Below are 24,963 nucleotides of genomic sequence, written 5' to 3' on the forward strand. Positions count from 1 at the left end.
AGAAAAAATATTTATCACCATAAACTCATTTGTTTTTGTTCTGTCATTGTGGGGATATTGACATGCAATCCAACTAGGCGCACAGAACGATTTTGGCAGCGCTGCCAAATTTGCATTAATAACTGGATAAAGTTTTCTAACGAACATTCCACCGCACTTTTTTCCAATGTCGTAGTATGAAAGTCATCAAATTTTAATTTCACGCCAATTTTACAAAATTGTTCAAGTGGAATAGTTGGACAAGCTCGCTTAATACGTTGTAACAACAACGGATAAAGGCGCTGAATAACCTCGATACCTTGCTCAGCTTGCCAAATATTTTTCATTAAAGTGCGCTCAATTCCGATAGATTTTGGTTCTCTATGCGGTTGCACAAGACGATCATCTATACCTTGGCTAAACTGCCAAATTCGCTGTCCTATTTTACCGAATTGATTGATTAGAACATGATAATCAAATTGCTGAATATCCAAACAAGTTTCCAAGCCCATTTGCTGTAATCGTTGTGTGGTAACTTTACCTACACCTGGAATTTTTCTCAGTGGCAATTGTTTAATAAAAATCTCAACTTCCTCTGGCTTAATTACAAACTGCCCATTGGGTTTATTCTGATCAGATGCAATTTTTGCTAAGAATTTTAGCGGGGCAATTCCAGCAGAAGCTGTCAATCCCGTTTCCTGAAAAATTGCTTGTCTAATTTCTTGTGCAATCCAAGTTGCTGAACCTGAGCATTTTTCACAATCTGTTACATCTAAATAAGCCTCGTCCAAAGATAAAGGCTCAATTAAATCTGTATAGCGCAAAAAAATCTGCTGGATTTGCTGTGAAACCTGTTTATACAAAGGCATATTGACTGGTAACAATACCAAATTAGGGCAAAGTTTTAGCGCTTGTGCTGTTGACATTGCACTGTGTAAACCAAACTGACGTGCAACATAATTACAAGTGCTTAAGACGCCTCGCTGACTAGCCAAACCACCTACGGCAACAGGCTTATGACGTAATTCCAGCTTATCTCTAATTTCAATAGAGGCATAAAAGCAATCCATATCAATATGAATAATTTTACGAGATGTCATAGTCAAAAAAAGTGCGGTCAAAATCATCAATTTGTACCGCACTTTAGCACAAGTTACTGTATAAAAAAACAGATACCCAGTAATTTCTTTTTATTGTTATCTTATTTTGTTGCTAAATCCTCAATCATATCCAAACGCTGTTGATGTCTGCCTCCATCATAAGGAGTATTCAACCATAATGTTGCTAAAGCCAATGCTTTTTGTGGAGAAATAATATTTGCACCAAAAGCAATAATATTAGCATCATTATGCTCACGGCACATAAGTGCGGTTATTTCTTCACTGCATAATGCACAGCGGATACCTGAGATTTTATTGGCAGCGATGGAAATACCAACACCAGTTCCACAAATTAAAATCCCCATATCTACTTTATTTTGTTTAATAGCTTGTGCGACAGATTCTGCATAAATAGGGTAATGGGTTCTTTCTGCTGAATAAGTTCCCATATCCGTAACTAAATGCCCCTGTTTCGTTAATTTATCAATCAAAAAGGCTTTATGTTCAAGCCCAATATGATCTGAACCAATTGCAATACGTTTCATTTATGATTCTCCTATATGCTGGCTTGCATATAAAGCTGCACCAATAGCACCATTAAATAATGATGGTTCTGCTTTAAAGATAGTTAAATTTCTATAAGGTAAAGGTTTTCGAATATGATTTGCTAATAATCTTTTTAACGACTCTAGAGGGAAGTCTGGCATATCCATAACTCCTCCACCTAAAATTAGCCCATGTGGATCGAATAAATTAACTACTGTACTTATGGCTTTAGCTAAATTGGTTAGATAATCCTTAATAAAAGGATGGTTGCATTGATGAGTAAAAATTTCCTCTATTGCAAACTCAAATTGTTGTTCCTCATACCAATGTTTTAATGCTCTTCCTGAACAAAGAGTTTCTAAACAAGCTTGATTACCACAACTACAGAGTAAATTCTTATCTCCATAAGGAATATGTCCTAGTTCGCCTGCTACGCCATTAGTCCCAAGAAACAGCCTACCATTAAGCCAAATGGAAAATCCAAGACCTGTACCAAGATAAACGCCTAAAGCAATTTTATTTTGCAGTTTATAGAAGTTAACGTCATAGATCATTTGTAAATTTACATCACGTTCTAAATAAACTTCACAATTAAATTTTTTGGATAAGTATGGTACTAAATCGGAGAAATTTTGTGGTTCCATATTGAGATTAGGAACAGACAAAACGTTCTTACGATCTGCAGAAATCGCAGCAGGTAAACCAATTACAATAGATTTCACATTGTGTTCATTTATGTATTTTTGGCAAAAATCTGTCAGTCCATTGAGCAGATTTTCTCCTAATACATCTTTTGTTTTTTGCCTATCCGTCAGAATAACTTGAGATTTCTGATCTAATAGACAAATACGAATATGGGTTGCTCCCATATCTATTCCAACAAAAATATCAGCCATAGCTTATTCCTTAGCAATATTTAGCAAGATCATTTTCTAATATTTCCCAAGCTTTCACTATATCCTCTGAATTATTGAACAGCCCTGATGTTCCTACAATAAGTACGTCAGCACCAGCCTGAAGTAGCTGTTGATAAGTTTTAGGATTACAAGATCCGTCTATTTCAATTTGATAATCTAATTTATTCTGCTCTCTAAACTGTTTTAGTTCAGTTATTTTCTCTAGCATTTCAGGAATAAAGGTTTGTCCTGCAAACCCAGGATCTACCGTTAATACTGTAACTTTAGAAGCTTTATGCAAATAATATTTAGCAAATTCAACTGGAGTTTCCGGATTAAAAATTAATCCTACTTGCATACCCAATCGTTTAATTTTTTCAATTAAACGAAAAGCTTGCCCAGAAATGGTTTCTATATGCAAGGTAACCATATCGCAGCCTGATTTAGCTAATTCATCAATATAATTTTCAGGATGAGTTACCATCAGATGACAATCTAAGGGTTTGGTTGCTAATTTTTTTACTTGACTAACAAAAAATGGGGAAAGGGTTAAATTAGGTACGTAATGACCATCCATAATATCAATATGGAAATAACCGACTTTCTTATCTAAAAATTCAATTTGTTCTTTGAATTTAGTCAAATCCATACACATCAATGAAGGGGAAATTAAAACTTTCATATTACAAACTCCAAAACTAACGACTAATTAAACGATCTAAAGCAACAGCGGTAATAATTAATCCGCCCATAACTACTAATTGATAATAGGTTTGTACTTGTAAAATATTTAAACCATTATTAATGGTTCCAATAATTAAGCCGCCTATTACCACAGAAAAAATACGTCCTTTTCCACCAAAGAAACTGGTTCCACCAATAATGGCACTCGCTATTGCGTAAGTTTCAAAGCCTACGCCAGCCAAAGGCTCTGCTGCTCCCAAACGAGCTGTTGATACCACACCAGCAAGACCAGCACAGATACCTGAGATAATAAAAACAGCCATAGTATGAAATTTCACATCTATGCCTGAATAATAAGCAGATTCTCTATTTCCTCCTAAGGCATAAATATTGCGGCCTAAACGAGTTTTATTAGTGATGAACCAAAGTATTAACGCCACAATAATGGCGAAAATCACAGGAACAGGAATCCATAAAAAATTCTGAGAAAAGAAATCGACAAATTCAAAAGAAAAGCCATAAATTGAATTAGCATCAGAGATAACTAAAGTTACGCCACGGAAAATAGCATTAGTACCTAAAGTGATAATAAATGGATGAAGTCCTGTATAATTGACTAAAGCCCCATTGATTGCACCTAACCCACCACCAACAAATACGCCACCAATAATGGCTGATAAGGTTGGATCTAATCCTAAAATCATCAACTTAGCAGTAACCATGCCTGCAAGTGCTAAAATAGCCCCTACAGATAAATCAATGCCTGCAATTAATATTGCAAAAAACTCTCCCATACCAATTAATACAGTAACGGAACTTTGCACAAAAATTTGCTGAATATTATTGGCTGTTAAAAAATATTGGCTAGATATAGAGCCGAATATGGCAACAATAATTGCTAATATAAAAAATGTGCCGTATTGATCCCAAAATCTTGGGAAATTAAATTTTGTATTAGTTTGCATAATTAACCTCTTTCATATCAGGCAATGCCCAACTCATTATTTGTTCTTCAGTTAAATCCGTTGTGTTATCAAGGATCTGTGAAATTTTTCCTTCACGAAAAACAGCAATTCGATCACAAACAGACATAATTTCAGGTAATTCTGATGAAACCATCAAAATAGCTTTTCCTTGTTCCGCAAGCTGACGCATAATTTTGTAAATTTCCGTTTTAGCTCCTATATCAATACCCCTTGTAGGTTCATCAAAAATTAATACTTCAGGTTGACAAGAAATCCATTTAGCAATAATGACCTTTTGCTGATTTCCGCCTGATAACTGCGTAATGTTTTGTTCTATAGAAGCACACTTAATTGCTAACAGCTCTTTTTGCTGTTGAGCTAACTCCCTTTCTTTACTTGTATTAAACAAACCAATAGCACCTTTATATCCACCTTCTTTTAAGCTTTTGGATAAGGCAATATTTTGTTGAATGGAAAAATTGTGAAAAAAGCCATTTTCACGACGACTTTCAGTGATATAAGCCATGCCTTTTTTAATAGCATCAAGGGGCGAGTGCGGTGTTATTTTGTTACCATTTAAGTAGATCTCACCTGAAATTCTTTTGTCCACCGCAAAAATACAGTTCATTAATTCTGTTCTACCAGAGCCAACTAATCCTGCAAACCCAAGAATTTCTCCTTTATGTAATGAAAATGAAACATCATCCACCTGCTTAGTTTTCTTCCCAATCAGGTTTTTGACTTCAAAAACGATTTGTTCAGATTTAGTAGATTGTTGACTAATAAAACGAGACTCTACTTCTCGTCCTACCATTAAGCGAATAATATCGGCATTACTAACTTGCTCGATCATTCCAGATGCAACCGAGCTGCCATCTTTCAACACTGTATAGCGATCACAGATTTGACGAATTTCATTCATCTTATGAGAAATATAAATAATCGCTTTTCCATCTTCTCTAAGCTGACTCATAATAAAAAATAAATATTCAATTTCAGCATTGGTTAAAGAAGATGTTGGTTCATCCATAATAATTATTTTGACATCAGAAAGAAGAACCTTAGCAATTTCAATCATTTGTTTGTGAGAAATGGAAAGATTTCCAACTTTTTCATCTAAATTAATTTTTAATCCCAATCTGAGTAAAATGATCGAAGCTTGTGAACGCATTTTCTGCCAATCAACTACAGTGATTCCTAAAACTTTCTTAACAGGAATCCTACCTATAAAGAGATTTTCTAATACTGTCAGTTCATCAATTAAACTTAATTCTTGATAAATAATGCCAATTCCTAAATCAGCGGCTACCTTGTGATCTAAGAAATCATATTCCTGATTTTTAACTGAAATTTTTCCGGAGCTTGGTTGATGTAAGCCAGATAAAACTTTCATCAGAGTGGATTTTCCTGCTCCATTTTCACCTAATAGAGCATGAATTTCATGGCTGTAAATATCTAAATTAACATCCTTCAATGCCTGCACAACACCGAAATTTTTACAGATATTTTTCATTTGAATCAAAGGCTCAGCCATATATCTCTCCTTATTCTAAATTTTAAAAACTGCCAGTTCTTGGAGATATAAAGAGGAAGAAAAACTTGGTGAATTTATACCGCTCTTTCTTCCTCTCTAATCATTTATTTCGTAACCAAAATAGAATCTACAGTCTCAAATTTAGCTTGAGTATCTACTGGAATTTGTTTGCCTGATTTTTTTGCTTCCACTAAGAGACGTAACCCTTTAGCTCCAATTTCAGCTGGGTCTTGGGCAACGGTTGCTGTAAGCTTACCTTCTGTTACCATTTTTCTTGCTTCAGGTACGCCATCAGTTCCAACAACTAAAACTTTACCTTGTTTACCTACATTCATCACAGCTTGAGCCGCGCCCATAGCCATAGTGTCGTTAGCTGCATAGAAGGCTTTAATATGAGGGTTTCTAGATAATACATTGGTTGCAACATCTAGAGCTTTTATACGATCCCAATCTGCCGGTTGACTTGCTACAAGCTTAATATTGCTATTTTTTTCAAATACTTCTTTTGCTCCTCTACGGCGAGCCTCACCAGAAGCATTACCTGCTTTACCTTCAATAATGGCAACTTCACCACCTTTTTCACCTAATTGATCAACAATAAATTGTGCAGCTTTTGCCCCTACAGCTACATTGTCCGTAGTAATAAATGCTTCAACATTCCCTTTCGCTTTTTGTAGATTATCTAAATCAATCTTCTCATCTAAATTCACTAAGAAAATTCCCTTACGATAAGCTTTAGCTGCCGGCATTACTAAGTTTGCTGGTGAAAGAGGTGCAAAAGCTATTCCTTGATAATTTTTATTAATCAAGTCTTCAAACAACTGTAATTGAGCTTGATAATCACCTTCCGATGGAGAAGCAAAAATATCCACAGTTACACCTAATTTTTCCGCTTCTTTTTCCACCCCTGATTTCATTTCTACCCAAAATGGATTGGAAAGTGTTTTTAAAATAACTGCATAATCTGCTGCAGAAACAGATATTGAGCAGGCTAATCCTAATACGGCTAAACAGGATTTAATTGTTTTTAACGATTTCATATGCATCTCCTCTTATTGTTAAGCACATTTCTAAAAAGAAACAAAACATTACGAATTAAAACTTGTTCTAAAGTTTATGCTATTTATAACACTTTCCACGCTATAAAAAAGTGATCAACTTCACAAAAATAAATGTTTTGTGAAGTTTTGTTGTTTTTATTAGTCTTTGTAATAACAAATTGAAAGAAAACCAACAAAGTGCACTGCATTTGTTGGTTATCGGGAGGAACAGAAATAATGAATAGATAAGAATAGAAATTATCTTTGGCGGAAATATTCCGTAGCTTTAAAGGTTTTTTCTAAATTAATTTTTGATAACTCAATATTCTGTTGAGCTACGGAAACAAAAAAAGCATCAACTAATATAAGCTGTAAAATTCTAGCAGATGCATTTTTTCCTAATAAGGGGGTGTCAGGAGCAGGTGTACAAATCACAAAATCGGATAAATTTGCAATAGGAGATATATCACTATGGGTAATACAGATGATTTTAGCACCATTTTTTCTTGCTTCATTCACCACCTTAAGTAAATCTGTTGTTTTACCTGAATGAGATACAACCAGTATTACATCATCTTCGGTAAGTAAAGATGCCGACATCATCATTAAGTGAATATCACGATATACATTACAGCGAATTCCTATACGTAAAAATTTATGTGCGATATCATCACAAATTGTATTAGAACCACCAGCGGCATATAAATCTCGATTTTTTGCATTGCAAAAACATTTTGCAGCTTGTTGAATAACATCAGAATCAAGAATTGATCGTCCCTCAGTAATAGTTTGAATCGATACATTAAAGACTTTATCAACCAAATCTTGGGGCGTATCTTGAGTGGATAATTCTACATTATTTAGTAAATTTCCCTCAAAAGAAGTGATAATCTGTTGGCGTAAATCTCTAAAACCAGTAAAACCAAGTAACTTAGCGACTTTTACAATTAGAGCTTCAGAAACATTTAGAGATTCGGCTACATACTTCAAAGAGGTGGTCCGTTGAAATTTTACAGGATCCAATAACCAATCAACTACTCGTTTTTCTGTATTGGTCATTCCTTCTCTTTTCATGCGAATACTTGGAATAAGGGAAAGATCTTGTTGCATAAATATTCCTATTAATAAAAGGATTAGCTTGCCAAATGTACTACGAGAAATCTTATACTATTTGTGATAACTTAGAACATAGTAAATAATAAAACTTAACTGCTATTTTATACACTAAATAACCAAATTAATCAGCATTTATCTAAAAACAAATCTTTCCTAGGTAACTTGCTATAGTTGTTGTAACAAATATTGGTACAGATAACAGAGCATTTTCTTTCCTCTAAATAAAATTTTAAGCTTTTATTATTTCATCATTTCTATAATCATTCGCCTGCTGCAACAATTGACGGCTTTCCTTTAAAAATTGCTCAGAATATTCGCCAAACCATTCTCGAACTTGATTAAAGCTATCAATAAATCCTTGCTTATCGCCTTGCTCAAAAAATTTGAGACTTTCTTCATAACTTTGCTTTAAGCTTTCAATGATCGCCAGATTTTCTGGTTTATCCATAATAATGTCGGCATAAAGTTCCGCATCTTGCGCAAATAAACGACCAATCATAGCCAATTCCAAACGATAAATTGGCGAAGATAAAGCGAGTAATTGTGCTAATTCAACGGGCTGTTTTGATAAATGCAGACCATTGGCAAATGTTGAAAAATGGCGCAAGGCTTGTATATAAGTCATGCTTTTATCATGTTCTGAAGCATCTACCTGATAAATCTTCGCACCCCAAATTTGAATTTGATCTAAAAGCCATTGATATTTTTCCGGATAACGACCATCACAACGCACTACAACTTGTTTTGCCATACTTGCAATATCAGGACCAAACATTGGATGCAACCCAAGCACTGCACCTTGATGCACCTGTAACATTTTTTCTAACGGCTGGCGTTTTACAGAGGTTAAATCCGCTAATAACATTTGCTCAGTTAAATAAGGTTGCAGACGTTCAATTACGGCTAAAGTTTGTGCAATTGGTACACAAACGATAACAACATCAGCATTTTGTAAAATTTGATCCGCATTTTGCCAATCTTGCTGATCTAAAATAGCCACTTGGTAGCCTGAAGCCGTTAAATAGCGCGCAAACAATGCCCCTAACTTCCCTTTACCGCCAACAATCACAATTTTTTTTATTTCTGCATTTGTCGTTTTAAAACCATATTGATTTTCTCGTGCATAAGATTCCCGCATCAAACGGCGTAATACATCTTCGATTAAATCAGGCGAAACCCCCAACTTTTCGGCTTCATTACGGCGAGCCTGTAACATTTCATTTTCACGTTCAGGCGCATAAATAGGCAAGCCATGTTGATGCTTTACCGCCCCTACTCGTTTAACTAACTCTAGGCGTTGAGCAAAAAGTTGGAGCAATTCACGATCCAAATCATCAATTTCAGCCCTTAGTGCTTTTAATTTATCCATAAAATCCCCATCAATAGCCAGCTGCGTAAAAATTTAATTACAAATTATGTAAAAAATAAATTACAAAATAAATATTAAATGTGCAACAACATTTTTTGAAAATACTACCGCACTTTATTTCTCATTCACGCAATCGTTTGCTCATTTAATTTAAATTATGCTATCCTTAGCGCCATTTCTTACTAAGGATATTTCTATGCAAAATAATAAACCTCAAATAGCCATTGTAATGGGATCTAAAAGTGACTGGGCAACAATGCAAGAAGCAACAAATATTTTAGATGAGTTGAATGTACCTTATCATGTAGAAGTTGTATCAGCACATCGTACGCCAAATAAACTCTTTGAATTTGCAGAAAGTGCGGAAGCGAAAGGGTATAAAGTGATTATTGCTGGCGCAGGTGGTGCTGCTCACTTACCTGGTATGATTGCTGCCAAAACTATTGTGCCAGTGTTGGGCGTGCCAGTTAAAAGCTCCATGCTAAGTGGTGTAGATAGTTTATATTCTATCGTGCAAATGCCAAAAGGTATTCCCGTGGGCACCTTAGCTATTGGGCCTGCAGGTGCAGCAAATGCTGGACTATTAGCCGCCCAAATTCTCGCAGCTTTTGAACCGCACTTAGCACAAAAACTACATCAATTCCGTCAAGCTCAAACTGAACTTGTATTAAATAATCCTGATCCAAGAGATTAGTAACACAAAGGCAACTCAACGAGTTGCCTTTCTTCTTTAGATTATACAAATAATATTTACCATTTTTCTAATGCTTGCTGATCGGATTCTCTATGTTCAATCCAGCGCTCGCCTTGATCTGTTTGTTCCTTTTTCCAAAAAGGTGCTTTGCTTTTTAGGTAATCCATAATAAATTCATTTGCTTGATAAGCATCGCCTCGATGCGCGGTACTTACCCCCACTAAAACTATTTGATCACCCGTATTTAATAGTCCAACACGATGTATAACCGCGACACGATAAATATCCCAACGTTTTTTTGCTTCAGCAACAATTTCTTGTAGCGCTTTTTCTGTCATCGCTGGATAATGTTCTAAATACAGACTGGAAACGGAATCGCCTAAATTCATTTCTCTGACTTTACCCACAAAAACAACTGCGGCCCCTACTTGATGATCTTCGGTTAACCATTGATAAATCGCATTTTGATCAAAATCTTGCGCTTGGACGGCAATCTTAACATCAGTCATTTAGCCTCCTGTTACTGGTGGGAAAAAAGCAATTTCATCACCAGAATTGACCGCACTTTCTAGTGGCTGGAGTGTTTGATTAATAGCGACAAGTAGTTTTCCCTTTTCTAAAGCTAACGCCCATTTATCGCCTTTTTGACTTAAATGTTCACGCAGTTGCTCTGCTGTTGCAAACTCAGCTTTGACTTCTAATTCATCAATCCCAATCAATTCTCTAGTTTGAGCAAAAAATAATACTTTTAACATCTTTATATTTCCATTTACTCAGCAATAAAATGCCCTGATTTTCCACCGCTCTTTTCTAATAATCGCAGTTGTTCAATAACAATATCTTTTTGTACAGCTTTACACATGTCGTAAATTGTCAATGCGGCAACACTCGCAGCAGTCAAGGCCTCCATCTCTACACCAGTTTTTCCACTGAGTTTACATAGGCTTTCAATGCGAACACTGTTGATTTCAGGAAGTGCGGTCAAATTTACTTCCACTTTTGATAATAGCAATGGATGACATAAAGGAATAAGCTCCCAAGTGCGCTTAGCAGCTTGAATTCCAGCAATGCGAGCTGTAGCAAAAACATCGCCTTTATGATGTTGTCCTGAAAGGATCATGTCTAAAGTGGCTGGTGCCATGCGCACAAATACTTCTGCTCTTGCCTCACGAACAGTATCTTGCTTAGCAGACACATCCACCATGTTCGCTTCCCCTTGGCTATTAATATGTGTAAATGTTGTCATATTTTCCTTTTATCCTCCAATACTGGCGAGATGATTGCGTATCCCACTATCGCCACTATGTAAAAAATGATGCTCTCTTTTGCCTTGTAAGGCTGTGGAAATTCGATTTTTTAGCTGTTCTTGCTGTTCATCTGATTGTAATAAATCTCTCAGTTCAATTCCTTCTTCACCAAATAAACATAAATGCAATTTCCCTTTGGCAGATACTCTCAAACGATTACAGCTTGTACAAAAATTCTTTTCATAAGGCATAATAAGACCAATTTCACCTTTATAATCAGGATGGGCAAACACTTTGGCTGGCCCATCAGCACGATCTTTTTTCTGTAAGCTCCAGCCTTCTCTAATCAACTTCTCCGCTAAAACTTGACCAGATAAATGATATTGATGAAAAAATTGATCCATTTCGCCTGTTTGCATCAATTCAATAAAACGCATTTGAATTGGGCGGTCTTTTACCCAAATTAGGAATTGATCAAATTCTTTATCATTAAGGGATTTCATTAATACTGAATTCACTTTAACTTTGCTATAACCGACCTCAAAAGCTCGGTCAATTCCTCGCATAATATCGTGAAATTTATCGACGCCCGTAATAGCATAAAACATTTTAGGATCTAAGCTATCTACGCTTACATTGATTGAATTTATTCCCGCACTTTTCCAATCATCAACTTGCTTTGCCATTTTGTAGCCATTAGTTGTTAAAGCAATGGTTCTAATCTGATCAATAGCATGAATTTGCTCAACAATAGCGAGAAAATCTTTGCGTAAAGTGGGTTCGCCACCTGTGATACGAATTTTTTCTGTACCTAATTGAGCAAAAGTATGTGCCAAACGGCGAATTTCAGCGAGATTTAAAAAATGAGGCTTTTCACTTTCTGTCTGGTAACCATTGGGTAAACAATAGTTACAACGAAAATTACACATATCTGTAATAGATAGGCGTAAATAATAGTATTTACGTTGAAAAGCATCAATGAGATGATTTTCGGTAAGATGTTGAATAGGAATAGATTGTTGCACCAGACACCTTTTTAAATAAGAAAGGATAAGTTGTTTCCTATCTTATCCCTGAGCAATGATATTTGCTGGCATTGCTTCCATATTTTTCAACTTAGGAAAGCAAGCTCGGAGTTATGCGATAATTTTCCGTATTTTAAAGAAATCTAAGCCATTAGCATAGTAAAAATTGATGATGCTAGAACAATAATTACACCCAGCGCCAATACAACAACGCTCATAGCATAGCCAAATACACCCATTCCACTCTCCTATAATAAATAATAAATAATAAATAATAAATAATAAAAATTAGCTTGATGAGTTTAAACAAATGAATCAACAAAGAAATACCTACAAATGATTAAAAGTTGTGATGTAGTGCATAAATTTAAACTTTAAACATTCACCTTATGCCCCTTAATCTTTATAATAAATGAAATTTTATGGAGAGATATTATGGCTACAATTAAAGATGTGGCAAAAATGGCTGGCGTATCAACAACGACAGTTTCCCACGTTATCAATAAAACTCGTTTTGTCGCTCAAGAAACAGAGCAACAAGTTTTACAAGCAATTAAAGAACTCAATTATTCGCCAAGTGCGGTTGCTCGTAGCTTAAAAGTTAATACAACAAAATCCGTTGGAATGATTGTTACAACTTGTGAAGCCCCTTATTTTGCTGAAATTATTCATTCTGTAGAAGAACATTGCTATCGCCAAGGTTATTCTTTGTTTTTATGCAATACCCAAAATGATCCAGAAAAAATCAAAAACCATCTGGATATGCTTGCCAAAAAACGTGTTGATGGCTTGCTTGTTATGTGTGCTGAATACACTCAGGACTCTCTAGATCTATTAGCAGCATTTGAAGATCTACCAATGGTCGTTATGGATTGGGGTCCATACAATGAACATACAGATCTCATTCAAGACAATAGTTTATGTGGCGGATACCTTGCTACAAAATATCTTATCGATAATGGGCATAAAGATATTGGCATCATCTCTGGTGAATTGAAAAAAACTACGGCGATAACACGTTATCAGGGATTTGAAAAGGCAATGCAAGAGGCTAATTTAACCATAAATCCTGACTGGATCATGGAAGGTTTCTTTGAACCTGAAGATGGTTACGAATGTATGAATAAAATTCTTGTACAAGATAAACTACCTACCGCAGTTTTTTGCTGTAATGATGTAATGGCATTAGGAGCAATTTCTGCTATTGGTGAAAAAGGCTTAAAAGTACCAGATGATATTTCAATAATTGGCTATGACAATATTCATGCTTCACGTTTCTTTTCTCCACCATTAACAACTGTACACCAATCAAAATCTCGTTTAGGCGTGCAAGCAATCAATTTGTTATTTAAGCGGATTGGTGAAAAATCAGGAGAGCATGAGGTTATTGAGCTTCATCCAGAACTGGTTATCCGTAAATCTGTTAAAGCTATATAAAAAGAATGCCCATAATTTAGTTTATGGGCATTCTTTTTATCGATTATCCAATTGAATATGTTCAAACAATTTTTTCACAGCATTATTATCTCTTAATCTTTCCGCTTGCTCGACTAATGATTTGGTTAATTGCGGTGAAAAATACTGAATAAAATCGTACATATAATTTCTTAAAAAGACACTATGCTTAAAAGCTATCTGTGTCATACTCGATCTAAATAAATGACTTGCATCTATTGCAACCAAATCTGTATCAGCTTCGGTGTGGGCCATTGATGCCATAATCCCCACACCTAACCCTAAGCGCACGTAAGTTTTAATCACATCAGCATCCGTTGCAGTAAACACAATATTAGGCAATAAACCAGCACTATTAAAGGCATAATCTAAATCCGAAACCCCAGTAAAACCAAAGGTGTAGGTAACTAAAGGATATTTACCTAACTCCTCAATAGTTAAATTTTTGCATTGTGCTAAAGGATGATCGGGTTTAACAATCACAGATCTGTTCCACATATAGCAAGGCAATAAAACCACGTCATCAAAAAGATATTGCGCTTCTGTTGTAATAGCTAGATCAACCTCTCCAGATAATAATGCATCATATATTTGTGTTGGTGAGCCTTGATGAATATGTAAGCTAACCTCAGGATATTGCTTAGAAAAAAGCTCAATTACGGAAGGTAACATATAGCGTGCTTGTGTGTTTGTTGTTGCAATACGTAAAACTCCGCAATTTGGACGAGTATATTCATTCGCAATTGCTTTAATACTCTGAGTTTTAACAAGTAATTCTCTCGCAACATTAACAATTTTTGCGCCAGCTGGTGTTAACCCTTTAATATGTTTACCATTGCGCTCAAAAATTTCCAAGCCTAGTTCATCTTCTAGCAATCGAACTTGTTTGCTAATCCCTGGCTGAGAGGTAAACAAAGCATTAGCTGCCTCAGTTACATTCATATTTTGATTAACAATTTCAACAATATAACGAAGTTGTTGGATTTTCATAGCAATACCTAGACTATCAATTAGAAAAAAAAGGTGCGTTAAAACGCACCTATCATGAAAGAATTATTCTTGTGGATGACGAGCGGCAACCTCAGCTAATAACGGCTGTAGCTCACCTTGTTGAAACATTTCCAACATGATGTCACAACCGCCAATTAATTCACCTTCAACCCATAATTGTGGGAACGTTGGCCAATTAGCATAAACAGGCAATTCTGCGCGAATATCTGGATGCTGTAAAATGTCAACATAGCCAAAAGGGACTTTACAATTAATTAAGGCTTCAACTGCTCTTGCTGAAAATCCACATGAAGGGAATTTAGGAGAACCTTTCATATAAATAAGGATTGGATTTTCACTGATTTGTTTTTTGATTTTGTCTAAAGTTTCCATAATATTTCTCTTAAGTTAAATTCGGGTTAAATTGTAGCATAAGTACAATGGAAATAGTCAAGTTAAAGAAAGTTTTGACTACCAACTTCCCCCAGCTCCACCTCCGCCAAAGCTACCACCGCCAAATCCGCCACCAGAGCTTGAGCCTCCACCAAATCCTCCTGAAAATCCACCACCAGAACGTCTTCGTGATAAAGTGGACTGGCGAATAATGCGATCAAAATCTTGACTACTTGGGCTAATATAAGGTTTTCTACGCCAGCTTAGCTCACCAAATAGAACAAATAGTACAAAAACAGCGATCATAAAAATAGGAATATAGTCTTCCCAGCTATTTTCTTGCTGATGAGGCTCATATTCTCTTTTACTTGCTGCAATAATATAATCTAACCCCTTATTAAGCCCCTTAGCATAAAAACCTTGCTTAAACTCAGGCATAATAACATTACGGATGATTTGCGATAAAAAGGCATCTGGCAAAGCTCCTTCTAGTCCTTGTCCAGTGGCAATAAACATCTTACGATCGTTCATAGCTACAAGCATCAAAACGCCATTATCTAATCCTTTTCTACCAATTCCCCATTTATCTCCTAACTCAAAAGCATATTGAGAAATAGGATAATCTCCTGTGGTTGTGATCATAACAATGGCTATTTGTGAGCTAGTTTCTTTAGCATAGGCTGCTAGTTTTTCTTCTAAAAACTGCTTTTCCTGTGTATGTAATGTTTTGGTATAGTCATTCACATATTGAAAAGGAGTTGGAGGTGTAGGAAAACTAGCAGCTAATGCAGTTTGAGAAAACAAAAAAATCAGAAAAAGCACCGCTCTTTTTTGCCAAGATACAAAAAAATTAATCATTAATGATGACCTCATTATCTAATTCATTTTGATCATTTTCTTGAATAGAAAAATACAGTGCTAATTTTTCCCCAATCTGATCTATTGCTCTAACAACACCTAAAGAATACTGATTAGCTTTAAAAAAGCTTACCATTTCATCACATTGCATACGCCAAAATTCATCTCCAACATATTGATGAATTCCAATGTCACCAATAATTGCACATTGATGATCCTTATGCGCAATATAAATCAGTACAGCATTCTTTAATTTTGTATTTCCCATAGCCAAATCATCAAAAATTTCTAGTGCTCGATTATATGCGGAATGAGAAGAATGATTTATATGACGCTCAATATATACTCTTAACTCAGCTGAAGAATTGAGCTCAAGGCGACTAATTGCCGCCTCAATTTGTTTTTTATTAAAGGGAATACGAGAAAACAAAGACATTTTTGACCGCACTTTAATTGAAATTTACAACAGGTGCATTCTCAGCACCAGAAGCTGATTTAAAATAAGGCTTTTCTTTGAAACCAAAGATCATCGCTGTAAACTTAGCTGGAAATTGACGTACTTTTTGATTGTATTCTCGAGCTGCTTCGTTAAATTTATTACGAGCGACATTGATACGATTTTCTACACCTTCCAATTGGGCCTGTAAATTCATAAAGCCATCATGCGCTTTTAATTCAGGATATTTTTCTACTGTCACTAACAAGCGAGATAAGGCAGAACCTATATTATTCTGACTTTGTTGGAATTGAGTTAATTGATCTTCAGTCATATTTGTCGGATCAATTTTTGTTTGTGTCGCTTGAGAACGAGCTTTAATCACACTAGTCAATGTTTCTTGCTCAAAATTAGCTTGACCTTTAACAGTATTAACCAAGTTAGGAATTAAATCTGCACGATGTTGATATTGTGATTCCACATTTGCCCAAACAGAATCAATTTTTTCTTCTGCTTGGACTAATCCGTTATAACTACTCATTAGTGCAAAGCCAATTGCCACTGCGACAATAATTAAGCCAAATAATTTTTTCATTTTAGTTCCTTATTTATACTAAATAATAAAGCCCTAAACTTTCATTTAGGGCTTTTTATAAAATTCAGTAAAGTGTTACAAATTATATATTATTTGTCACCTTTAACTGCGATTTCAACACGACGGTCTTCAGCTAAACATGCGATTAATGCTTTGCGACTTTTAACAGCGTCACATTTAGCACCAGTAACTGGGTTTGCTTCACCGTAACCTGTTGCAGTAATAGCATCTTGAGCAACACCTTTAGATACTAAATAAGTAGCTACTGTATCAGCACGACGTTGAGATAATTTTAAGTTTGCTGCATCAGAACCGATACGGTCTGTGTAACCAGCAACAGAAACTTGTGCTGCTTTTAATTGAGCGATTTCACCGTAGATACCATCTAAAGTTTGTTGCGCTTCAGGTTTTAATGTTGCTTTACCGAATGCGAAAGTAACATCAGAGTTTAAGTTGAAAGTTTTGCTTACAACTTCAGGAGCAACTTGAGCAACTTGACCGAAACGGTAAGATAAGCCTGCAGTTACAGAACCGATGCTTGGAGTATAGTCTAAACGAGCACCTGTTGTATCATTATGGATTTTACCAACGCCTTTAACCCATTGATATTCTACGCGTAACGCTAGTTCTGGTAATGATGGTAAGTTGTATTCAACACCAGCTGCGAAAACTGGAGATACTTTTAAGCTATTTTGTTTAGTTGGCTCTATAACAGAATAATCGTGAGTTACAGTGTAATCAGAGCGGATTAAAGCTGCACCAACGCGACCATAAACGTCTAAACCTTCTAATACTGGGTAACTAGCTTTTAAGCTTAAATGAGCGCCATGATTAGTATGTTTAGACTCAGTCTTTCCATTAACTCGACCTTTAGCACGACCAAAATCATCGTAACCTAATTCTACAGCAAAGTTATCAGTAATTTGGTAACCACCAAACACACCATAAGTTACAGAGTTGCGTAATGTTCCTGTTTTATCAGTTTCTAATTGTGTGAATCCATCGTGGAAAGATGCCCAACCTGCTTTAGCACCAACATAAAATGTGTTTGCTTGTGGAGCTGCTTGTACAGATGCTGCTAAACCAGCGATAGCTAATGCGATTGCAGTTTTTTTCATTTGGATGATCCTCTATTTAGTCATCAATATTAATATAATATGTACTCCAAATCTAAATCTAATAGATTAGGATTTAAACACCTAATAGGTGTTTAGCGCAATATTACCCTCTTTTTGCCCAAAGGTAAAACTTTTTTTATAAAAAATAAACTTTTAGCGTATGACATTTGTATTCTTGACTAAATCTTGAGCATTTTTTCAATTGTTTTAGCTTTGACTAAAAATGCCTTTCTTTCGCTACTTGCCATCTGACTACTTGTTCCTGGTAGCTTAACTTTTAAAGGATTAACTGGTCTTCCATTAATATGAAACTCATAATGTAAATGTGCACCGGTAGAACGACCAGTGTTGCCCGATAATGCTATGCGTTGCCCTCTTTTTACTGATTGACCGGCTTTTACTAATGAGCGACTTAAATGCATATAAACAGTCTGATATTCTCTGCCATGTCTAATCATAATATAGCGACCAGCACCATTAGCCTGATAAGCCACTTTTTCTACAATTCCATCTGCTGGAGCTATTATTGGTGTGCCTACAGGAATAGCAAAGTCAACTCCTTTATGTGGTCTTATTCGACCTGTGACAGGGTGACGCCGAGCAGGGTTAAAGTGAGAGGAAATTCGAGCTTGATGCAACAAAGGGGAACGAGCAAAACCTTTACCTAAGGTTTCTCCTTGGCGGTTGTAATAACGCCCATTGCTTGCTTGAATGGCATAATAACTTTTACCTCCAGACACAATATGGATAGCTTCTACATTACCTTGCCCTGTTAATTTATCATCCAAATATTCTCTTGATACTAAAACTGCGAATTTATCACCTTTTTTTAATTTATTAATACTTACTTGCCATTGAAGTGCGGTGGTTAATTGGTTAATTTGTTTCTTATTCAGCCCTAATGTTTTTAAGCTAGCAGAAAATGCCCCGTTTATCTGACCTTTCAGTACATCTTTTCTCCAAACACTTTTCTTCTCCAAAATCTGACGTTTAAAATTGTTTTCATCTATTCGCTCATAAATCCGCTCTTCACGCGCAGAAATTAGCCAATTTAAATACTCTAAGTTACCATCATTATCTAGTATCCAGTATATTTGTTGACCTGCTTTCAACTTTTTTAATTCGGGATAGTCAGCAAGTAACTTATTGCTAGTCTCTTCCCCTAATCCTGAATTTTCTAGCACATCTTTTAAGGTATCACCATTAACAATAGTATGCGTAAATTGATCTTTGATCCGCATTGCCTGATCTGCTACATCTAATAAACTGTTTAAAGCGTCCTTAGCATCATCAGGTAAAGATGACATCTCGCTATCTTCTAGATTAACTTGATCAACCTCATCATCCTGACCATCTAAATCGTCATAAGATAAATCAGTTTCAGTTTTCTCATTCTCTACTGAAACTTTATTGGTTTTTGTTAAAGTTGATTCATTTGTGTTATCAACAAGGATTTTCATATCTTTATCTTGAACATCGATAAATTCTCCATGCTGAGTAGATGCTGGATGTTTTATCACGTCCTTGTCTAAAGAAACATTGTGAAGGTTTTGTTGGTCCGAGGATGTGAGAGCTGTAACATTTTCAGTCACGACTTTGTTTTTCAAAGATAAAGTAATACCAATTAAAATAGATAAAATAGCGAAGAAAAAAATAGCGACTTTTGTACGCAATTTCTTTCTACGTCTATCTCGGGCTAATTTAATGTGATACACCATTTTGAATAAACAACCTTGTAAAAATTTGGGGCTCTAGTAAGACAGAGGATTTTACTAAAAATTCATTTCATTTCGTAAAAAATAAAACAAATGAATACTTTATATGCATAAATCTCGAGCATACTTGTTAAATAAAGGAAAATAAGCTATTTTTTCACCTCACTTTCACAGCATATCTTTTGTTTACCATGCAAATTCACTCAATCAAATATCCCCTAGTGGAATTAAAAAATATCAATGTTAGCTTTGCACAAAAAAATATTCTAAAAAATATTAATTTAACAATTTATCCTAATTCTATAACAACAATTGTTGGGCCAAATGGTGGCGGAAAATCCACCTTGCTCAAAGTTTTATTAAAACTGTTACCTGCAACCAGTGGAGAAATTACTTATAGCAAAAATCTCGTCATTGGATATGTTCCACAAAAAATTCATCTTGATCAAAGCCTCCCTATTACTGTAGAAAAATTTTTATCTTTAAAAAAAGGCATCAATAAACAAGATATACAAGATGCTTTAGCTCTGCTTTCTATTGAGCATTTGCGTTTAAACTCTATGCAAAAATTATCTGGTGGAGAAATGCAGAGAGTTTTACTTGCTCGAGCAATCCTAAACAAACCTAATTTGCTTGTACTAGATGAAGCAACTCAAGGGGTTGATATAAATGGTCAGGCGGAGCTTTATCAACTGATAAAGCAAACTCAACAAAAACTCAATTGTGCCATTTTGATGGTTTCTCATGATTTACATATCGTTATGGCAGATACAAACGAAGTTCTCTGTGTTAATCAACATATTTGCTGCGCTGGCACACCAGAAATTGTATCTAATGATCCAACCTTCATTCATTTCTTTGGCGATCAATTTGCTAAAAATATTGCTGTTTATACTCATCATCACAATCATAAACATGACATACATGGTGATGTGTGCTGTGGGCATAACTTCCAATCTGCACAATGTAAACATACAAAATAAATTAAGGAATAAAAATGCTAGAAATTCTCTTACCCGCTTGGCTAACTGGAATATTACTGTCATTTATTACCGCACCTTTAGGTGCATTCGTAGTTTGGCGCAAAATGGCCTATTTTGGCGATACCCTAGCCCACTCCGCTTTACTTGGCGTTGCCTTAGGGCTTTTTTTACATACCAACCCTTACATTGCTATTTTAATCCTCACCATATTATTAGCTATCATCATGGTTTGGCTAGAAAGTAACACACAATACTCAGTAGATACGTTATTAGGCATTATCGCCCACAGTTGTTTATCCCTTGGCGTTGTGACAGTTGCTTTATTGCAAAATGTACGGGTGGATTTAATGGCTTATTTATTTGGCGATTTATTAGCGATTGGATTGGAAGATCTCTATTTCATTGCCATGGGAGTAATCATTGTATTAGGGATTTTGATTTATTTTTGGCGGCCTTTATTATCCATTACAGTCAGTCCTGAACTTGCCCAAGTGGAAGGCATTAATATCAAAAGAATGCGATTTTTATTAATGATTTTGACCGCACTTACTATTGCATTAAGTATGAAATTTGTGGGTGCATTGATCATTACTTCATTGCTCATTATTCCTGCGGCAACAGCAAGACGCTTTGCCAAAAGTCCTGAAATCATGGTGCTTATTGCTGTTTTTGTCAGTATGATTTCTATCACCTTAGGATTGGCATTATCCGCATTCTACGATACGCCTACTGGACCTTCAGTGGTGATTAGTTCTACTTTCTTATTTATCTTATCTTTGTTCAAAAAAGAAAATGCTTAATTCTTAAAAAGAAAAAACGTAAGGCAACTCATTACCTTACGTTTTTTATTACTAAAAAATCAAAACCTAATTATTTCCAAAGTCTTGGATCAATACCTTTTTTGAGTAACTGAGGATATTGTTCAATCTTAAATTCAGGCTCTTTACCCTCTTTCAGCTGTTGGCGATAATCTTTTAGTAACAACATTACGATTGGCGCTAATAACACAATAGACACAAGGTTAATTAATGCCATAATCGCCATGACTGTATCAGCAAAGTTCCAGACCACATTCCCTGAATTTACCGCACCAAAATACACAAAGAACAATACGATCAAACGGAAAATTAAAATAAATAATGGTTTGTTACGAATAAAACGAATATTGCTTTCTGCATACGCATAGTTTCCAATGATAGAAGAAAATGCGAATAACAATAAGATGAAGGCGAGGAAATGTAAGCCAAATTCGCCCACGTGGTACTGTAAAGCATACTGAGTCAATGAAATGCTTTTCAGCTGTTCACCACCATAATTATCTGATAACAAAATAATCACCGCGGTACAAGTACATACAATAATCGTATCTACAAACACACCAAGCATTTGGATTAACCCTTGACTTGCGGGGTGCTTCACATCTGCTGAAGCGGCAGCATTCGGCGCAGAACCCATACCAGCTTCATTGGAGAAAAGTCCACGTTTAATTCCCATTAGCATTGCTTTAGAGAAAATAGCACCGAACATTCCACCAGCCATCGCCTCAAAGTTAAATGCACTATGTACAATACGGCTAAGCACTGTAGGCACCATTTCAATATTCATGCCCAAAATAATGACTGCAATAATGAGATAAAACAACGCCATCATCGGAACAATCTGTGAAGAAACTTTACCGATACGTTTTACCCCACCAAAAATAATCACACCAGTCACAACCACTAATGATAAACCTACATAGTGCGGTTCCCATTCCCAAGCATTTTTAGTTGCTTCAACAATAGCATTCGATTGCACAGCATTAAAAGCAAAACCAAAGGTAAATATTAAAGCAATCGCAAAGCATACCGCTAACCAGGGTGCTTTCAATCCTCTAGTAATATAATAAGCTGGACCACCACGAAACAGACCATTTTTGTCTTTTACTTTAAATAACTGAGCTAAAGAAGACTCAGCAAAAGCACTCGACATACCAATCAAAGCTGTAACCCACATCCAGAAAACTGCACCTTCTCCGCCAATAGCAATAGCAGTTGCAACACCACCAATATTACCTACACCAACTCGGCTTGCTAAGCCAGTAGTAAATGCCTGAAATGGCGTTAAGGATTGTCCTTGTACTGCACGTCCAAACCACATTTCACGCAAACTTTGTGGCAATAGACGTAGCTGGATAACCCCTGTGGCAACAGTAAAAAACACACCTACACCAAGTAAAGTAATAATAGTTAAATCCCACAGGGGACCATCGAAAGTATCCACAAACCATACTAAAGCTTGCTCGATACTTGACACTATATTTGCAAACATAAATTCTCTCCTATAAATTAAAACACTAGAATTAAAATACAAATATTAAAAAAATAAAAATAAAAATAATAAAAAGATAAAATAAAGTTATAACAATTAGAAAAAATCTAATTTAAAGAAAATTAATTAGATAAAAAATAAGGGCGGTACCGCCCTTTTAACATAATTGCTACTCTCTTGATAAAAAGAGCGCTGCTGCACCTCGTACACCACCAGAATCGCCAAATTTTGCTTTTTTAATCTGTGGTACTTTAGCAGTACGCATTAAATGTGCAGGTAATGCTTTCGGTAGTGCCTCGTATAAATAATCAAAGTTAGATAAACCACCACCCAATACAATCACATGAGGATCAAGCGCGGTAATAATATTACCTATGGAAATAGCGCAAAGCTCAACAAAAATTTCGACAAATTTGACCGCACTTTCATCTTTATTATAAAAACGCTGAATAATTTCTTTAGCAGATAAGGTTTCTCCTTGTAGATCACGATATAACATCTCGAAACCGCGTCCAGATAAGTAAGTATCTAAACAAGCTTTATTTCCACAACCACACTCGTAGATCGGTGCTTTATCCCAACCTAATAATTTCAATGCGTGATAGTTCAGTTGTAAATGTCCTAATTCGCCCGCCATACCCGTTTGGCCTGAATGAACCTTGCCATTAAATACTAAACCGCCGCCAAAGCCTGTACCTAAGATCAACCCCAGTACCAAAGGATATTGCTGGTTATCCTTATCCCAAGCCTCTGATAACGCAAAACAGTTCGCATCATTTTCCGCACGCACTTCTCTACCTAAGCGCGCTGATAAATCTTTCAAAATCGGCTTATTATCTGCTACACGAATATTGGTAATTTCTGCAATGCCCGTTTCTTGATTAACAAATCCTGGAACACCTAAGCCTACAGTACCTTTACAAGCAAATTTTGCATCAGCTTTTTCTACTAAATGTACAATAGCATTTAGCCATTCATCATAGCTTTCTTTTGGCGTATCTACCCTTTCAGAATAGAGTTTTTCTAAATTCTCATCAAAAACTGCTATTTCAATTTTTGTACCGCCAATATCAAATCCGTAATACATAATGTCCTCCTAATATAAAGAAATTCCAACCGCACTTTTATCGATTCTCAACTGCAAAAAGATATTTTCTTTGCAAGAGAGTAAATATAAAAATATGCACAAGCCAAGAGATTAAGGTAGAAATGAATAAATCAATGGGATAATGCATTCCTAAGCGTAATCGACTTATCAACATTAACAGAGCCCAAATTGCCACTATAGGTACAAGCACTTTAACTTTTGGATTATGTTTACCAAGCAACTGCGCAAATCCAACAGCTAATAACAACCAAGTTGCTGCAAACATAGTATGACCTGAAGGAAAAGAATAACCCGTTTCATGAGCATAATGATCTACCAACCACTCAGGTGCGGTCTGTTTTTGGGACGTTTCTTGATAATATTGATACACCATTTTTTTACGTTCTGGGCGTTTTTGACCATAAAAATCATCAGTCGTAATGGCTGAATTTTGTGCCATTTCTTGTACAAAAGGACGTGGCTCAGCAAAGGCTGTTTTTAAACCGCTCTTTATCCCCTGCGTTAAGGCAACAGAAAAAGCCATAATCAGAATTGCCCATATCGCCTGCTTTTTATCTTTAATAGCAAGAAAATAGAAGAGCGCAAAAATAACGCAAGTACCGAGTGCATAAGGTGCGCTACCTGTTTCTGTCAATAAATATAAAAAATAATCAAAGGAAGGCATAATTGCATTTGCTTGCCATTGCCAATTAATTAAGTAGGTAAAAATTGGTACAAAGCAAAGTAATAAGGTATATAATGACAACCGTTTTAACATCTTGATAACTCAGAAAATGGACTTATATTAGGTCGCACATTTTAACATTA

At 35.7% G+C, this 24,963-nt stretch carries 27 protein-coding genes and 1 riboswitch; of the genes, 4 read left to right on the plus strand and 23 right to left on the minus strand.

Going from position 1 to position 24,963, the window contains the following annotated elements; genetic code table 11:
- Nucleotides 1-14: 14 nt before the first annotated feature.
- From dinB to tyrA, 9 genes are all read right to left on the minus strand, one after another.
- Nucleotides 15-1,079 carry a DNA polymerase IV gene (dinB, locus tag B0186_RS01805; RefSeq protein WP_078217735.1) on the minus strand — a complete coding sequence of 355 codons (1,065 nt, stop codon included), beginning with the start codon at nucleotides 1,077-1,079 and terminating at the stop codon, nucleotides 15-17.
- 101 nt (nucleotides 1,080-1,180) lie between these two features.
- Nucleotides 1,181-1,624 (minus strand): ribose 5-phosphate isomerase B, encoded by a 444-nt coding sequence (rpiB, locus tag B0186_RS01810; RefSeq protein ID WP_078217672.1) that lies wholly within the window; start codon nucleotides 1,622-1,624, stop codon nucleotides 1,181-1,183.
- Nucleotides 1,625-2,521, minus strand: coding sequence for an allose kinase (alsK, locus tag B0186_RS01815; RefSeq protein WP_078217674.1), 897 nt, complete (start codon nucleotides 2,519-2,521; stop codon nucleotides 1,625-1,627).
- Between the two features lie 10 nt (nucleotides 2,522-2,531).
- Nucleotides 2,532-3,203: a D-allulose 6-phosphate 3-epimerase gene (alsE, locus tag B0186_RS01820; RefSeq protein ID WP_078217675.1), complete on the minus strand. Its 672-nt coding sequence runs from the start codon at nucleotides 3,201-3,203 to the stop codon at nucleotides 2,532-2,534.
- Nucleotides 3,204-3,219: 16 nt separating this feature from the next.
- Nucleotides 3,220-4,170 carry a D-allose ABC transporter permease gene (alsC, locus tag B0186_RS01825; RefSeq protein WP_078217677.1) on the minus strand — a complete coding sequence of 317 codons (951 nt, stop codon included), beginning with the start codon at nucleotides 4,168-4,170 and terminating at the stop codon, nucleotides 3,220-3,222.
- Nucleotides 4,160-5,704: a D-allose ABC transporter ATP-binding protein AlsA gene (gene alsA / locus B0186_RS01830; protein ID WP_078217679.1), complete on the minus strand. Its 1,545-nt coding sequence runs from the start codon at nucleotides 5,702-5,704 to the stop codon at nucleotides 4,160-4,162. The genes alsC and alsA overlap by 11 nt, the downstream gene beginning before the upstream one ends.
- A 104-nt stretch (nucleotides 5,705-5,808) precedes the next feature.
- A complete protein-coding gene (gene alsB / locus B0186_RS01835) occupies nucleotides 5,809-6,744 on the minus strand; it encodes a D-allose transporter substrate-binding protein (RefSeq protein ID WP_078217680.1) in 936 nt (311 codons plus the stop codon).
- 258 nt (nucleotides 6,745-7,002) lie between these two features.
- Entirely contained in the window at nucleotides 7,003-7,854 is an 852-nt protein-coding gene (alsR, locus tag B0186_RS01840; protein ID WP_078217682.1) for a transcriptional repressor AlsR, read from the minus strand.
- A 235-nt stretch (nucleotides 7,855-8,089) separates the two neighbouring features.
- Nucleotides 8,090-9,229, minus strand: a complete 1,140-nt coding sequence (tyrA, locus tag B0186_RS01845) for a bifunctional chorismate mutase/prephenate dehydrogenase (RefSeq protein ID WP_078217684.1) — start codon at nucleotides 9,227-9,229, stop codon at nucleotides 8,090-8,092.
- 196 nt (nucleotides 9,230-9,425) lie between these two features.
- Here tyrA and purE point away from each other — a divergent pair, with 196 nt between their 5' ends.
- Nucleotides 9,426-9,923: a 5-(carboxyamino)imidazole ribonucleotide mutase gene (gene purE / locus B0186_RS01850; protein ID WP_078217685.1), complete on the plus strand. Its 498-nt coding sequence runs from the start codon at nucleotides 9,426-9,428 to the stop codon at nucleotides 9,921-9,923.
- A gap of 56 nt (nucleotides 9,924-9,979) precedes the next feature.
- Here the strand turns inward: purE and moaE are convergent, their stop codons facing one another.
- The 4 genes from moaE to moaA form a co-directional block, all read right to left on the minus strand.
- Nucleotides 9,980-10,432, minus strand: coding sequence for a molybdopterin synthase catalytic subunit MoaE (gene moaE / locus B0186_RS01855; protein ID WP_078217686.1), 453 nt, complete (start codon nucleotides 10,430-10,432; stop codon nucleotides 9,980-9,982).
- On the minus strand, nucleotides 10,433-10,678 hold the full coding sequence (gene moaD, locus B0186_RS01860) for a molybdopterin synthase sulfur carrier subunit (protein WP_078217688.1): 246 nt from the start codon (nucleotides 10,676-10,678) through the stop codon (nucleotides 10,433-10,435).
- 14 nt (nucleotides 10,679-10,692) lie between these two features.
- Entirely contained in the window at nucleotides 10,693-11,169 is a 477-nt protein-coding gene (gene moaC, locus B0186_RS01865; protein WP_078217690.1) for a cyclic pyranopterin monophosphate synthase MoaC, read from the minus strand.
- Between the two features lie 9 nt (nucleotides 11,170-11,178).
- Nucleotides 11,179-12,195, minus strand: coding sequence for a GTP 3',8-cyclase MoaA (moaA, locus tag B0186_RS01870; protein ID WP_078217737.1), 1,017 nt, complete (start codon nucleotides 12,193-12,195; stop codon nucleotides 11,179-11,181).
- Nucleotides 12,184-12,318, minus strand: a riboswitch (molybdenum cofactor riboswitch). Its footprint overlaps the gene before it by 12 nt.
- A 312-nt stretch (nucleotides 12,319-12,630) precedes the next feature.
- Here moaA and purR point away from each other — a divergent pair.
- Nucleotides 12,631-13,632 carry an HTH-type transcriptional repressor PurR gene (purR, locus tag B0186_RS01875; RefSeq protein WP_078217691.1) on the plus strand — a complete coding sequence of 334 codons (1,002 nt, stop codon included), beginning with the start codon at nucleotides 12,631-12,633 and terminating at the stop codon, nucleotides 13,630-13,632.
- A 36-nt stretch (nucleotides 13,633-13,668) separates the two neighbouring features.
- Here purR and cysB read toward each other — a convergent pair whose 3' ends face one another.
- The 7 genes from cysB to mepM form a co-directional block, all read right to left on the minus strand.
- The gene (gene cysB / locus B0186_RS01880; protein WP_078217693.1) at nucleotides 13,669-14,640 is read right to left on the minus strand and encodes an HTH-type transcriptional regulator CysB; all 972 of its coding nucleotides are present in this window, start codon (nucleotides 14,638-14,640) and stop codon (nucleotides 13,669-13,671) included.
- 63 nt (nucleotides 14,641-14,703) lie between these two features.
- Nucleotides 14,704-15,033: a Grx4 family monothiol glutaredoxin gene (gene grxD, locus B0186_RS01885; RefSeq protein ID WP_078217694.1), complete on the minus strand. Its 330-nt coding sequence runs from the start codon at nucleotides 15,031-15,033 to the stop codon at nucleotides 14,704-14,706.
- Nucleotides 15,034-15,111: 78 nt separating this feature from the next.
- The gene (locus B0186_RS01890) at nucleotides 15,112-15,891 is read right to left on the minus strand and encodes a TPM domain-containing protein (protein ID WP_078217696.1); all 780 of its coding nucleotides are present in this window, start codon (nucleotides 15,889-15,891) and stop codon (nucleotides 15,112-15,114) included.
- Nucleotides 15,884-16,327, minus strand: a complete 444-nt coding sequence (locus B0186_RS01895; protein WP_078217697.1) for a TPM domain-containing protein — start codon at nucleotides 16,325-16,327, stop codon at nucleotides 15,884-15,886. Before B0186_RS01895 ends, B0186_RS01890 begins: the two co-directional genes overlap by 8 nt.
- 13 nt (nucleotides 16,328-16,340) lie before the next feature.
- Nucleotides 16,341-16,922 carry a LemA family protein gene (locus tag B0186_RS01900; RefSeq protein ID WP_078217699.1) on the minus strand — a complete coding sequence of 194 codons (582 nt, stop codon included), beginning with the start codon at nucleotides 16,920-16,922 and terminating at the stop codon, nucleotides 16,341-16,343.
- A gap of 89 nt (nucleotides 16,923-17,011) precedes the next feature.
- Nucleotides 17,012-18,040: a porin OmpA gene (ompA, locus tag B0186_RS01905; RefSeq protein WP_078217700.1), complete on the minus strand. Its 1,029-nt coding sequence runs from the start codon at nucleotides 18,038-18,040 to the stop codon at nucleotides 17,012-17,014.
- Between the two features lie 179 nt (nucleotides 18,041-18,219).
- Entirely contained in the window at nucleotides 18,220-19,755 is a 1,536-nt protein-coding gene (gene mepM / locus B0186_RS01910) for a murein DD-endopeptidase MepM (RefSeq protein WP_172459668.1), read from the minus strand.
- Nucleotides 19,756-19,946: 191 nt separating this feature from the next.
- On the opposite strand from mepM, the gene znuC reads away from it, so the two are divergent.
- Complete coding sequence (znuC, locus tag B0186_RS01915) at nucleotides 19,947-20,738, plus strand: zinc ABC transporter ATP-binding protein ZnuC (RefSeq protein WP_078217701.1); 792 nt, start codon at nucleotides 19,947-19,949, stop codon at nucleotides 20,736-20,738.
- A 14-nt stretch (nucleotides 20,739-20,752) separates the two neighbouring features.
- On the plus strand, nucleotides 20,753-21,538 hold the full coding sequence (gene znuB, locus B0186_RS01920) for a zinc ABC transporter permease subunit ZnuB (protein WP_078217702.1): 786 nt from the start codon (nucleotides 20,753-20,755) through the stop codon (nucleotides 21,536-21,538).
- 70 nt (nucleotides 21,539-21,608) lie between these two features.
- On the opposite strand, the gene B0186_RS01925 is transcribed toward znuB, so the two are convergent.
- The 3 genes from B0186_RS01925 to B0186_RS01935 form a co-directional block, all read right to left on the minus strand.
- Complete coding sequence (locus B0186_RS01925; protein ID WP_078217703.1) at nucleotides 21,609-23,048, minus strand: alanine/glycine:cation symporter family protein; 1,440 nt, start codon at nucleotides 23,046-23,048, stop codon at nucleotides 21,609-21,611.
- A 169-nt stretch (nucleotides 23,049-23,217) separates the two neighbouring features.
- Complete coding sequence (nagK, locus tag B0186_RS01930) at nucleotides 23,218-24,135, minus strand: N-acetylglucosamine kinase (RefSeq protein WP_078217705.1); 918 nt, start codon at nucleotides 24,133-24,135, stop codon at nucleotides 23,218-23,220.
- Between the two features lie 37 nt (nucleotides 24,136-24,172).
- Nucleotides 24,173-24,913: a phosphatase PAP2 family protein gene (locus tag B0186_RS01935; RefSeq protein WP_078217706.1), complete on the minus strand. Its 741-nt coding sequence runs from the start codon at nucleotides 24,911-24,913 to the stop codon at nucleotides 24,173-24,175.
- Nucleotides 24,914-24,963: the final 50 nt, after the last annotated feature.

The organism is Canicola haemoglobinophilus, assembly GCF_002015075.1.
Classification (GTDB): domain Bacteria; phylum Pseudomonadota; class Gammaproteobacteria; order Enterobacterales; family Pasteurellaceae; genus Canicola; species Canicola haemoglobinophilus.